Origin of the sequence: Pseudomonas sp. BAV 4579 (assembly GCF_009765395.1) — a bacterium.
Taxonomy (GTDB): domain Bacteria; phylum Pseudomonadota; class Gammaproteobacteria; order Pseudomonadales; family Pseudomonadaceae; genus Chryseomonas; species Chryseomonas aestiva.
In genome coordinates, this window is the sequence record NZ_WHOV01000023.1 from 1 (window position 1) to 11,313 (window position 11,313).

Here is an 11,313-nt window from a genome sequence, read left to right on the forward strand (position 1 = left end):
CATTGCCATCACAGGAACAGGCTAGCAAACACGACTTTTCAGACAAGCCCTAGTCAAGCCGGCGCCTAGGGTCAACAGCCCCCCTCGAACCGGTCCCGCAAGCGGCATGAATGGCCGTTTGCGTTTACCGCGGCTCTTGGATGCTGAGCAGGTTCAACTTGAGGAATCTGCTATGCACAGAAATGATCACGCGCTGCAGCTCGTCGTCACCAGCGAGCCAACCACTCAGGAGCTCTACAGCCTCCTCGGTCGCTACTGCCTACCGTTCGAGGACCTGGTGCTGACCAATATGCGCCAGGTGCTGGGATCCGGGTACCGCAATGGCGCCTATCAGCTTCGCCGCTACTTCAACGGAGCTTTCGCCCTGGTGCTGCCCGTCGAGGGCGTGCTTGTGACGGCAACCCTGGGCCAGGTCGAAGAATCCCTTTCGCTCGAAGCTGCCAGCTACCTGTGCTCACTACTGGCGCTGTCGCAGCTGATCACCGTCGCGCACAGCCGCAACGGCCACGACGACCACTCCCGGCTCCATTACCTCTACTACGGATTGCTGGAGGTCCTGAAGGCCGACCCGACGTTCGCTGCGACCGCGACCGCGCCGCACCATCGTCCGCTGATCGATGAGGAGGCTCGCGTCAGCGGATCGCTCGCGCCGTTCGCCCACCAGCCGGCTCTTGAGCGCCTGCTGGATTAGGCCACGCCCTTGCATTTGCGGTACGCCTGGAAAGATGAGGCATATCACCCAACCTTGAGCAGTCCTTACCATGGTCCAATCTCCACAGCTCGACCTCTTCCCTCTCGTCGAAGCGGCCTTCCGGAATTGCCCGGATCGGCCACTGGCCAACGCGGAGCTCTATCGCCTCGTCGGCGCCGCCGCAGGGCTTCAGGACCGGGAGGTTCACGCCAAGCAGCCAATTGGCGCGGCCGGTCAGCCCCGCAGCCCCGTCACACGCGAGATTCGCTGGCATCAGCAGACCCTCAAGGCCTGCGGCATCCTCGAGCGCGTTCCGCATGAGCGGGGCGTGTGGCAGCTGACCGAAAAGGCAAAGCGCGGGATGCATCGAGCGGCGCCGCAGGTCACGTTGCTGGGGTTCAGCACGTCGCTGGCGCTGGCACTGTTCGGCCATTCGCCCCAGGCGCTGCAGGGACTGGAAGAGCGCATCGACCTGGTGCTGACCTCTCCACCCTATCCCCTGCAGCAACCACGGGGATACGGTAATCCGAAGGCGAGCGAATTCACCGACTTCATCTGTCGCACGATCGAGCCCTTGCTGGGCAACCTTGCCAGCACCGGTAGCCTGGTCCTGAACCTGTCCAACGACATCTTCCTTCACCGGTCGCCAGCGCGGTCGACGTACCTGGAGCGCCTCGTCATCGCCTTGGAAGATCGCCTTGGCCTGCACCTGATGGATCGACTGGTGTGGGAGAACCGCAGCAAGGCACCTGGTCCCCTCCAGTGGGCGAGCCTCAGTCGGCAACAGCTCAACGTCGCCTGGGAGCCTTGCTACTGGTTCTCGCCTGATCCGCTTCGATGCAAAGCGAACAACCGGCGGGTCCTGGTACCGCATTCTGATCGGCAAGCCAGGCTCATCGCGGCCGGGGGCGATACGCGCCAGACCTCCTATGGCAACGGCGCCTACCGCCTGCGCCCGGGTAGCTTCGCGGCGCCCACAGAAGGTGCCATACCGAAGAACGTGCTGCAGATTGGCCACAGCTGTAGACGCAGCCGTGAGCACCGGAAGGCGTTGGTCGAAGCCGGGCTACCGGCGCACAGCGCGCCCTTCCCCTTCGCCTTGGCAGATTTCCTCATACGGTGGCTGACCGAGGTGGACGACCTGGTAGTGGATCTCTTCGCCGGCCGCATGATGGTCGGGCGCGCGGCGGAAGAAGCCGGGCGACGCTGGATCTGTGTCGAGAACATCCTCGAGCATGTGCTGGGCGCAGCGCCGCTCTTTCGCGGGTTCGACGGGCTCTGGATCAACCCTGCGCTCCAGCCTACATCGCAGCATTGAACGCCCGGCGACGGGTCGAACTCAGGATTTTTGAAGACCAGCTCTCGCTACCCTGCTGCTGTCGATCAAACCGGAGCTCGGCAGCATGCACCTTCTCCAGCGAATCACCCAGGGCACCACAAGCGGGACGCTCCTCACCGTCGGCTTTTGCGGCGCCATCAGCATCGCCTTTTCCGCCGGGCCGTTGAGCCGATCGCTGTCCGGTAGCAACACCGCCGACGGCTGCCCGCTGGCAGTAGATCGCGCGGCAAACTCCCAGCAGCTCGACGCCCACAGCCTGGCAGCTGCGCACCCGAACCTGCTCAACGAGCGCCCGGCCTCGCCGGACTGGCTCGATCACTCCTTGGCGGCTCTCTACTGCCACGCCAAGTAGCTCAGCTCAGGCGTGCTCTGGCCGCCTATGACTCTCATCAATCCTGGCTCGAACCGCACCTGCTATCCGCCGCCGAGGCTTCTGCTTGCGCTTGAGGTACTCGGCCCGGCACTGGGCGAACCACTCGCTGGCCAGGCGGGCGAGATGTCGATGCTGTGGCGCGGTAATCGAACCAACATCGAGCAAGGCCAGGATATATCCTTCCAGCTGCCCATAGAAGCGAACCAGGTGGCCAAGGCCCATGACGGCCATCTGCTCGATCAGCGCGACCCAGCGCAGCCGCGCTTGGTGGGGAAGAAAACCAAGGTCTGCCATAACGCCTCCTTAAGGTCATCGTACTACTGTAGACCGTCTCGGTTCGGCCGCCATCCCGGTAGTAGGCGTCATCACCGCATAAATAAGGGCCCGCCGGCATGACGTTCTCTCCGGAGCAGCACATCCAGTTTTTGCTTGCCGTGATCGCCCAGGCGAAGCGGTTGCACGCCGACTCGTCCGACGGACACGATATGGATTGGCCTGAGCTTGACGATCTGCAGCAGCAGGCGTGGGCGTGGAGCGCCTGTCAGAGCCTGGGTCACCCTCTTCAGCGTTGGCGCGCGGCGATTAGCGCGACACGACAGCCAGGCCAGACGGTGAAGCAGCTGCTGTCGACCATCCGCAGCACTGAGTCCGCCGGCGAGTTCGCCGGGTAGCGATCAGCTTAATCCGCGCGCTGCTGGCGAGCCTGGACGTTGCGACACAGCGTGGTCAGCTGACCAAACGACCAGGGCTTAGGAAGAAACGATGCGCTGGGAAGCCCCGGTGCGACTGGCACATGACCCGACGATACAACGATCGAAGCGGTTGGCCAGCGCGCCATCACCTGCTTGGCCAGGGCCAACCCATCCATGGATCCAGGCATTCGCACATCGGTGAACAGGAGATCCGGTGCTTGCCCCGCTGTCTGGAGGTACCTCCAGGCATCGTCCGCCGTCGCGAAGGCAGTGACGTCCAGGCCTTCGGATTCGAATATCTCCGTCAGCATCTCCACGAGAAGCGGCTCATCTTCAGCAATCACTACCAGGCACATTGCGGCCACCGATCAAGGAACGCTTGCATCACCAGATGCGGACAGCGCGGCGTTCGTTCGGCTAATCCGATGAAGGGATAGCTAATCCAAACTGCATCGCCAATAGTGCGGAGTAGACGGCCTTATCGCTTATCGCGCGCTTAATTCACCAGCGGCGTGCGGCGCACCTGCGGCTCCGGTGCAGCATCTGGCGCAGCACTGCGGCATAACGCGTGGCCAGCCTCATCTGAGATGGCCACGAGCTGCGGGACCTTTTGGCCTGGCCGTACCCCCCACAAGCAGCCCCGGGCGTCCTGCAGCACAGCGCCGCGGCCGATCGGGATGGCCACGGCCTCCAGGCGGTCGAGCAGGGGAAGTTGGTCTGGCGTTTCGGCCGCAACCGCCTTGACCAGCGGCAAACTGGCGATCACGGCCAGCAGCAGCCCCTTAAGCAATCGTGCACCAGAACCAGTCATTCTGGGTCTCCCCTTTCATCTTCAGCTGAACCAACATGGTCTTTGTCGGGGTCACCCAGGCCAGGGCATCCTCGCGCAAACGAAGCTTGGTGGCGCTCTGGCGCCAGTACATCTCATCGATGCCGAGGACGATCTTGGTCGCGACCGATGCGACGAAATCCTCCGGAAAATGCGTTGGGCTTTGCGAGGCGGCCACGAGCATCAGGCCGAACTTGCGAGCCTCCTTGGCAATGCGGTTGATCGGGCTCTCGGGGTCGTCGTCGGCGTAGATGTGCGCCTCATCGAGGATCACCACGTCGACAATGTGGTCTTGCTCGCCGCGCTCCACCGCCGCAAGGAACAGCTCTTCCAGCCGGAAGAGGACAATCAGCTTGCGCTCCTCCATGGATAGGGCGTGGATATTGTAGCGCCACACCGGATTGGTGCGGTCGAACGGCGGAATCCCCGACTTGAAGATGCCGATCGCCTCGAGGTTCTGCAGCCGATCAACCACGGACTTCAGCACGTCGGTACTGTCGTAGCGCATCAGGCTGTCGAGCTCTTTGCCGGTGGTGATCGCATCAATGTAGGCGGTATAGCCGTCGATGGCCTTGCGCTTGCTCTTGTCGAGCTCCGTCTTCTCCGCTTCCTCGTCGAACTGGCTTTGGCCTTTACGCAGGGCCTGGATCACCTTCTTGCGGTGGCCCTGGGCGGCGCGGTTGGCCACCTCCAGATAGGTAACGGCCTCGGCGCCGGAGCCCAGAAAGGATTGCTGCAGGATGTTCTGCGCCAGGCGCAGCGCATCGCGGATACTTGGATGAGTGCGCGCCATCAGTTTGGGTGGCCAGCGGGTGATTGCCCCGTGGTACTCGTTTTGCGGTATCCACCAGCTGTAGAGGGGCGCCCCTGACCAGCGCGCGCCCAACGCTTTTGCCTCGTCTTTCTCGCCCTTCAGCACGTCGAGGAACAGCCGATCGTCATTGCCATCGGTCATGACCACCGCGGCGCCCTCCTCCACAACCCAGGTACTCGGATCCTCCTGCCGGAACCCGTACTGGGCGTAGACATCGTTGAGCACGTTGCGCAGGCAAGCCTCCTGCTTGGGCCCCATTTGGCGCATGCTGCGATTCATGGTGGTGAGGAAGGATTGCACGCGCTTTCGCACGCCGCCGAAGTGTGGATCGGGATTTACCCGCAGTGGATTGAGGCCGTAATTGGTGCGCTCGGAAAAACGGACCTCCGATGCCCCAGGAATCGAAAGATCGCCGTGCACGTCGAAGATGTGGACCCGGGGAATGTGCCCACCGCATGACTGCAGCATGTGGCTGATCATCTTGCGCAGGGTGTAGGTCTTGCCGGAGCCAGACATCCCCACCAGGAGCGTGTGTCCATTCACCAACTTGTGGCTATCCCACATGACCGGGATCTGACGATTTTTCTTCTGCTCCGCCGCATCTATACCAAAGATGATCTGCATCAGGACGCCTTGTCACCGCGGTTAGGTCGGGCTTCTCCGCCAGCAAGCGGCTGTGATGTCCGCATTAGATCCTGACGCGAAGCAGCGCGAAGGGCATTATCCTTCGCAGCGCTCTTTCTCCGGCCAGCGGCGAGCCCGAGGAGTACCAGGCTCACCGCGCCCACCGGTAGACCGTAGGTAAGGCGCCCTGTCCAGAAAGAGGTAACGGCATCGACGAGAAAAATTGCTCCCAGCAGAGCGAGCGTTGCCGGGCTGGGCAAATGTCGCTTCCAGCCCAAGCTATCGCGGTGCGCCACTTCCAGAGCCGCCAGCGTCCGGACGCACTTCGGCGTGGTCTGCCGCAGATTCGACTTGTCCAGCGTCTCATTGATGAGCTCGAGTACCTGGTAGGCGTGACTGTCCGACTCGCCAGCGATGTGGCCTTTGACATGGGCGTAGCGTAGATGGCCAACGCGATAAAGACCTTCCGCTTTGGATCGGACGCGCTCCATGTGTGCCGCGAGAAAATCCATCTCTTCATCCAGCCGTAGCGAGCCCCTCGCCATGCGCTGGACTAGAGCCTCAGCGTCAGGTATCCCAAGCTGAGTTAGCGAGCAGGCGAGTTCACCCAAATCAGCAACTTCGCTGATTGCAAGATAGCCGTCTGCATAGGGCGCAGTACTGAGCCGTAGCAGCCGGCGATGCATCTGCTTTGGGGATAGCTCGCTTTCAATCGGACACCACGGAAAGGGGTCGATACCTGCGCGCGATAGCGCGGCAAATACAGCATCTGTGTTCATGGACTGAGCTCCTTGGAGAAGCCCAGCATGGCGAAAGGGACTGCCGTTTCGAGCCGAGTTCACTCCCACAGCGGGAGCGAACCTCGCTCATTCACTGCCCCTACGTACCGTTCCTGCCTTGCCCCAGCAGCGCAATGGCGAAGCTAGGCACAGCTCGCCCGCAGATCCGTACATCCAGCTTCCTGCCAGCCTCGCCGATTAATCCCAGGTGTATCCCGCCTTCAACGGCCATAACCTTCGCCGCCGGCTGAGCGGTCTTATCGCTGCATGAAAGCGGTACCGGATCAGCTGTATAGGTCATCTCTACGCGAGAGGCGATGTCAGGGTCGGAGCGTACGTCTAGGAGATGAGCCTTAGTCTCGGACGGGAGTGAGGTGAACAGCACCTCGGTCACCTCAAAGCGTATGCGCAAAATCCAGCGCTCATCCTGCGCCCGTCGACGAATTGCAGTGAATCGCCCATGCAGTCCAGGCAAGCCGACCAAGTCTCGCAGCGGGAGCCAAAGGCCGGTGCCTAGACTTAAGCGAGCCGCTTCCGGAACCTGCCGTTCGTGGTGCTCACTACCGGCAGTGTCACTGCCGAACGCTCGCCCATCAAAGCCGTATCGCTCCGGCCAGAGCTCGTGGGGTGACACGCCCAGGCATCGCGCGATGAGTGATTGCAGACCAACATGTGGCGAGCGGCCGAGGCTATCGAAGACCTTTCGCGTCACACCGGCATGATGGGCAAGGTGCTCGAGAACGAACTGTCGCCGTTGCAGCCTTGCCTTGATCCAACGAAGCCGTCCTGGCTCATTGCGAGGACAGTCCTGCAAAGGCTGCGGGCGCGTCTCCCATTGGGCGACATGCATGCCGAAGCCCTCCATACCGGCCTGTGCCGCTGTGGCGCCGCTCAGCTGTTCGAGCAGCGCATCGAAGGCCTGCTGTACAACCTCCGACCACTGTACGCCATAACGCTCCGGGAAGAGCGCTTCCACGGCCACCTGAAGCGTTTCGGCGATAACCGCTTCTGCAGCAGGAAAGGAGCGCCGTGCGGCGGTCCGCAGGTTCGATAACTGATTGCTATCCGCGAGCTGCGTCAGATTGGTTCCGCGCTGAGTGAGCGCCCGCCGGATGGCAGGCCATCGTCTCTCCAATCGATTCGCTTCAAACCACTGGTTCGTCATATCTACCACCTCTGTTAGGGTAGATCGACGTTCCCACGAGTTTTCAAAATGCAAGTCCGCACTCCAGATACCGGGCTAGAGGCGTTAGAGCTTCGCTTACCGCGCTTGTGACTTGCGTATTTCAAAAGGCTGACAGGTTAGGCATTTCTCAGCAGGTTGCCGACCATGTCCACACCTTTCACCTGGCACATCGCGTTCCATTCCGGCTTTACCGCCGATAGCGACCTGCAAGCCGCACTCGACGTCGGGATAGCGATTGGAGTAGTCGCTGATCGCGTGACACTCTGGCTACGTGAAAACCTGCTTCCTTGGCTTGGCTAAGAATACCGCGCAACTGGCCACACTGCTTGTACTATGGAGTGTGCGGATGGTGCGCCGGCAAACATTACCTGCAGTGGGAGAGGGACGCCCGTCAGGACAAAAAACGCTTTGCCTTAGTTATCCAATTATCAGTAGCTGACAATCGGGCTTTTCGGCGCATTTGTGCCGTCCAGTTCCAGCTGAGGAACAACTTGATCAGAGTTTCCCTTAGAGCGCAAAGATCATAGCTCGTAACCCAATACCTCCCGCCTAACGTCTGAGTCAATCGCAACACGAAAAGAACTGCGAACTCTGTGCCGAGGGCTTTATCCGTTACGAGGCCGCTACCTCACCCGGCATCAGTTCATAGGGCGGCTTCCAGCCCGGCAAGGCGCGCAGGCGGGCCTTCCAGGCTTCGATATGGTTAAACGTCTTCAGCGCAATCCCGGTGTCCTCCGGCATGAACACGTATCCGGCTAGCGACAGATCGGCGATAGTCGGTCGCTCGCCGAGCATGAACGACCTGTCAGCCAGGTGCGCATCGACGATGCCATAGGCCGCGACCGCACGCTCGCGGAGGAATCCGGTAACCGGCGTCTCGCCGCTCTGCTTGAGGCCGTAGAGGAAGCGCAGGGTGGCGTATTACGAGGTGAACTTGTGGTTGTCGAAGAGCATCCAGCGCCAGATCTCGCGCCGCTCCTCCTCGTCCCGTGCCCCGAAGCGGCCGGTGTGCCCAGCCAAGTATTCGAGGATAAGCGCCGATTGGGTGAGCCGCCTCCCGGCGTGCTCCAGCACCGGAACCTCGCCTTGGTCGTTGACCGCGTCGCGCCAGTCCTGCTGGCGCGTCTGGCCACTGAAAAAGTCGACGAAAACCGCCTCCCAGTCCTGACGTGTCAGCTCAAGCATCAGCGCGACCTTGTAGGCGTTCCCGGAATCGGCAAAGCAATGCAACCTGAACTCTGACATGACGCTCCTTCCTTGCCCCCGGAAACAGGGCTAACCCGTGAATGATGACGGGCACTCGGAGAAAAACATGTCAGTGCGGCAGGGGTCAATCTGCCATTAGGATCGGCCTCGGTTTCACCCGCTCCCGCTCAGTCGGCCGGGTGCAGCTCGAGCCGGCTTTCGGTGTGCCCGGCTACATCGCTTTCGGACAGGTGCATAGTCTGGTAGCGGCCCTCCACGAACGGTCTTGCCTGGTCCTTATAATGGCGGTCAAAAAGCACGCCGCTCTGGCCCAAGGGCAGTGATCCCAGGGCATCCGCCGGGGCACCCATGTCGATAATGCGGCGGATCGACGGCCCGTAGCTAACCGACCAGGGCGCCGGGCCGGGTGGCGCGGAGAAGTTGTTCGGAACCTCGTGGCTGCCGCCTACCTCGAACGGCCCCACGTTGTACAGCACACCCAGCACCGGCTGGGTACCCAGCGGATGCATCTGGGTCAGACGATGCACCTTGCCCCATTGCCATTGCCGCGGATCGTCGCCGAGGGCAGAGCGCAGATGGTCGATGGTGGCCTTCCAGGCTTTGAGCACGATATCGGCGCGACTTTCTTTGGCCGGGGTGTCGCGGTCATCCCACCAGGGCGAGCGCTCATCCGCGACCAGCTTCGGCATGGCGGTGTCGAGCACGCGGCTACCCAACAGGTTGTCGAACAAGGTATCGCCCAGTTCGTCATGCAGAGTGGCCCGTGCAAGTTCGTAGAAGAGTTGGTTGAACAGCGTGGCCTCCAGCGAGTCCCGCGGATAGTTGCCCTGCCAGTGCGCCAGGAGTTCCAGCCACTGTTGCTGGCGGGTATCGCTGATTTGCTGGCGCAACGTCGGTAGCAACGTCTCCAGGACCCGCGCGGCGTAGTCCGTGCGGTCGTCCAGTTGCAGGGACTCGCTATTGCCAGTGCTCCAGGCGCCGCCTTGGGCAAGCATTCGGTCCAGGCGCTGGCCACGGTTCGGCAGATTGTAATAGCCGGGGATCACCCGGCCGCTGGGCGACGGCGGCTGGGTATTGGCGGAAAGGACGTAGCCACGTTTTGGGTTTTCCTCGTGAGGGTTCTCGGTGAACGGGTAGTAGCCTGCCTTGTCCGCCTGCGTGCTGGCGCCATCAAGGATGAAGGCGGGGTCGACGTTGTCCGGGCGGCGCGGCAAGGCGGCAGCGGCCCACCAGGCGATATCGCCGCCGGCGTTGGCATACAAAACGTTGAGGCCCGGTGCCTGGATGCCGGCGACCGCACTGCGTGCCTTGTCCAGGGTGTCGGCGCGATTCAACCGGTAGAAGGCCTCGACGATCGGATTGGGCGCCTCCAGGTAGGTCCACCAGAGGGCGATGGGCCGGGTGCCAGCGTTTTGGCCCAACACATCGTTGACGATCGGGCCGTGCGGCGAGCGACGCAGGCGCAGCTCGACCGCAGCCTCTCCCTTAACCGCGATGGATTGCGTCTCTTCTTCCAGTGCGACCCATTCGCCGTGGTAAAGCACCTGCCCTGGGTGAGCCGAATCGGTGGTTTCGGCGACTAGGTCGATGTCGTCGTTTTGGAACATGGTCAGGGTCCAGGCGAACGCCTGGTTATGCCCCAGCAGGGCGAAAGGAACGAGGCTCTGGTAGTCGCCGTATAGCTCGAACCCCGGCGCCGAGAGATGGGCCTCGTACCACACCGACGGCGCGGCGAAGCGAATGTGCGGGTCGCCGGCCAGCAGCGGCTTGCCGCTGGCGGTGCGGCTGCCGGCGATCACCCAGCCATTGCTGCCTTCGAACTGCGGCAAGCCGGCGTTGGACACCGCGTCTTCACTCCACTTGGCCAGTGCTGCCATGCCGCGCCAGTCGTTTGCGGTCAGTGGCAGCGTGGCCAGGGCGCCGCCGGGTTGCCAGGTACTGACGAACGGGCGCAGGTAGTCCTCACCCAGGGTGTCGCGGATGTAGGTCAGCAGGGGTTCGGTACGGAAGGCGGCGGCGAAGCTGTAGGCCATGTAGCCAATGACGCTGAAGATGTCCGCCGGGGTGAAGGGCCGGGTTGGGATGCCCAGCAGGTCGAACTCCAGCGGGCGGGCGTGGCTTTGCTGGTACTGATTGATACCCTCCAGGTACGCCTGAATGGCCTGCGCCTCGAGGCTGGCAGGGTCCACCGCGGCGGCCTGGGAATCGGCCCGCTGGCGAATGCGCAGGGTACGGAACAGGGTATCGGTTGGCAGCAGGCGCCGGCCCAGCACCTCGGCCAGCTCGCCGCGGGCCAGGCGACGCAGCATCTCCATCTGGAACAGGCGGTCCTGCGCCTGGACGTACCCAAGGGCGCGATACAGGTCCGTCTCGCTCCCGGCCTGGATATGGGGCACGCCGCGCTCGTCATAGCGCACCGACACCGGCTGGCGCAGGCCGTGCAAGGCCTGCGCCCCCTCGCGCACAGGCTGCTTGCCATGCAGGTACAGGAGCAGGCCCACGGTGACGACCAACAACAATGCAGCGAAGCACAGCATGATGCGTTTGATCACATTCACTTCTCGGGTAGGGAAACGATGCCCGCTCAGGGCGTGCCCGCTAGGCGACGGTTGGCAGCGTGGCGATCGAGCAAGGTGAGCAGCGGCCCGGTCATCATCGTCGTAGCCACAGTCATGATGACGAACAGGGTGAACAAGCGATCGTCGATCAGCCCTAGGCTCTGTCTCAAAAGTCGACGCGCCAACAGCGATCAATGCAGGCCAGAGTGACCATCGCCTTGA

The 11,313-nt window shown here is 62.4% G+C and carries 12 protein-coding genes and 1 pseudogene; 5 read left to right on the forward strand and 8 right to left on the reverse strand.

Translation table 11 applies throughout. The features are described from left to right. The first annotated feature begins 172 nt into the window (after positions 1-172). The 3 genes from GSQ95_RS07115 (at position 173) to GSQ95_RS07125 (ending at position 2,382) form a co-directional block, all read left to right on the forward strand. Positions 173-691 carry a hypothetical protein gene (locus GSQ95_RS07115; RefSeq protein WP_158893819.1) on the forward strand — a complete coding sequence of 173 codons (519 nt, stop codon included), beginning with the start codon at positions 173-175 and terminating at the stop codon, positions 689-691. Between the two features lie 70 nt (positions 692-761). Beyond that, entirely contained in the window at positions 762-2,009 is a 1,248-nt protein-coding gene (locus GSQ95_RS07120) for a site-specific DNA-methyltransferase (protein WP_158893821.1), read from the forward strand. An 85-nt stretch (positions 2,010-2,094) separates the two neighbouring features. Next, the gene (locus GSQ95_RS07125) at positions 2,095-2,382 is read left to right on the forward strand and encodes a hypothetical protein (protein ID WP_158893823.1); all 288 of its coding nucleotides are present in this window, start codon (positions 2,095-2,097) and stop codon (positions 2,380-2,382) included. 6 nt (positions 2,383-2,388) lie between these two features. Here GSQ95_RS07125 and GSQ95_RS07130 read toward each other — a convergent pair whose 3' ends face one another. After that, a complete protein-coding gene (locus tag GSQ95_RS07130) occupies positions 2,389-2,697 on the reverse strand; it encodes a hypothetical protein (RefSeq protein WP_158893825.1) in 309 nt (102 codons plus the stop codon). Positions 2,698-2,795: 98 nt separating this feature from the next. On the opposite strand from GSQ95_RS07130, the gene GSQ95_RS07135 reads away from it, so the two are divergent. Next, positions 2,796-3,074, forward strand: a complete 279-nt coding sequence (locus GSQ95_RS07135; RefSeq protein ID WP_158893827.1) for a hypothetical protein — start codon at positions 2,796-2,798, stop codon at positions 3,072-3,074. An 8-nt stretch (positions 3,075-3,082) separates the two neighbouring features. Here the strand turns inward: GSQ95_RS07135 and GSQ95_RS07140 are convergent, their stop codons facing one another. From GSQ95_RS07140 to GSQ95_RS07160, 5 genes are all read right to left on the reverse strand, one after another. Then, entirely contained in the window at positions 3,083-3,451 is a 369-nt protein-coding gene (locus GSQ95_RS07140; RefSeq protein ID WP_158893829.1) for a response regulator, read from the reverse strand. A gap of 140 nt (positions 3,452-3,591) precedes the next feature. Next, entirely contained in the window at positions 3,592-3,906 is a 315-nt protein-coding gene (locus GSQ95_RS07145) for a hypothetical protein (protein ID WP_158893831.1), read from the reverse strand. Beyond that, entirely contained in the window at positions 3,878-5,362 is a 1,485-nt protein-coding gene (locus GSQ95_RS07150; RefSeq protein ID WP_158893833.1) for a helicase HerA domain-containing protein, read from the reverse strand. The genes GSQ95_RS07145 and GSQ95_RS07150 overlap by 29 nt, the downstream gene beginning before the upstream one ends. Further along, positions 5,362-6,141 (reverse strand): hypothetical protein, encoded by a 780-nt coding sequence (locus GSQ95_RS07155; protein ID WP_158893835.1) that lies wholly within the window; start codon positions 6,139-6,141, stop codon positions 5,362-5,364. Before GSQ95_RS07155 ends, GSQ95_RS07150 begins: the two co-directional genes overlap by 1 nt. 100 nt (positions 6,142-6,241) lie before the next feature. Next, complete coding sequence (locus GSQ95_RS07160) at positions 6,242-7,306, reverse strand: helix-turn-helix domain-containing protein (RefSeq protein WP_158893838.1); 1,065 nt, start codon at positions 7,304-7,306, stop codon at positions 6,242-6,244. 165 nt (positions 7,307-7,471) lie between these two features. Between GSQ95_RS07160 and GSQ95_RS07165 the strand changes: the two genes are divergently transcribed. Then, complete coding sequence (locus tag GSQ95_RS07165; RefSeq protein ID WP_178118439.1) at positions 7,472-7,627, forward strand: hypothetical protein; 156 nt, start codon at positions 7,472-7,474, stop codon at positions 7,625-7,627. A gap of 312 nt (positions 7,628-7,939) precedes the next feature. On the opposite strand, the pseudogene GSQ95_RS07170 reads toward GSQ95_RS07165, so the two are convergent. Both GSQ95_RS07170 and GSQ95_RS07175 read right to left on the reverse strand, forming a co-directional pair. Further along, positions 7,940-8,572: pseudogene (locus GSQ95_RS07170) on the reverse strand (glutathione S-transferase family protein). Positions 8,573-8,700: 128 nt separating this feature from the next. Further along, the gene (locus tag GSQ95_RS07175) at positions 8,701-11,082 is read right to left on the reverse strand and encodes a penicillin acylase family protein (protein WP_372240070.1); all 2,382 of its coding nucleotides are present in this window, start codon (positions 11,080-11,082) and stop codon (positions 8,701-8,703) included. Positions 11,083-11,313 lie beyond the last annotated feature (231 nt).

Coding starts and splice junctions, on each gene's coding strand:
- GSQ95_RS07115 (WP_158893819.1), top strand. CDS start 173: ATGCACAGAAATGATCACGCGCTGCAGCTCGTCGTCACCAGCGAGCCA.
- GSQ95_RS07120 (WP_158893821.1), top strand. CDS start 762: ATGGTCCAATCTCCACAGCTCGACCTCTTCCCTCTCGTCGAAGCGGCC.
- GSQ95_RS07125 (WP_158893823.1), top strand. CDS start 2,095: ATGCACCTTCTCCAGCGAATCACCCAGGGCACCACAAGCGGGACGCTC.
- GSQ95_RS07130 (WP_158893825.1), bottom strand. CDS start 2,697: ATGGCAGACCTTGGTTTTCTTCCCCACCAAGCGCGGCTGCGCTGGGTC.
- GSQ95_RS07135 (WP_158893827.1), top strand. CDS start 2,796: ATGACGTTCTCTCCGGAGCAGCACATCCAGTTTTTGCTTGCCGTGATC.
- GSQ95_RS07140 (WP_158893829.1), bottom strand. CDS start 3,451: ATGTGCCTGGTAGTGATTGCTGAAGATGAGCCGCTTCTCGTGGAGATG.
- GSQ95_RS07145 (WP_158893831.1), bottom strand. CDS start 3,906: ATGACTGGTTCTGGTGCACGATTGCTTAAGGGGCTGCTGCTGGCCGTG.
- GSQ95_RS07150 (WP_158893833.1), bottom strand. CDS start 5,362: ATGCAGATCATCTTTGGTATAGATGCGGCGGAGCAGAAGAAAAATCGT.
- GSQ95_RS07155 (WP_158893835.1), bottom strand. CDS start 6,141: ATGAACACAGATGCTGTATTTGCCGCGCTATCGCGCGCAGGTATCGAC.
- GSQ95_RS07160 (WP_158893838.1), bottom strand. CDS start 7,306: ATGACGAACCAGTGGTTTGAAGCGAATCGATTGGAGAGACGATGGCCT.
- GSQ95_RS07165 (WP_178118439.1), top strand. CDS start 7,472: ATGTCCACACCTTTCACCTGGCACATCGCGTTCCATTCCGGCTTTACC.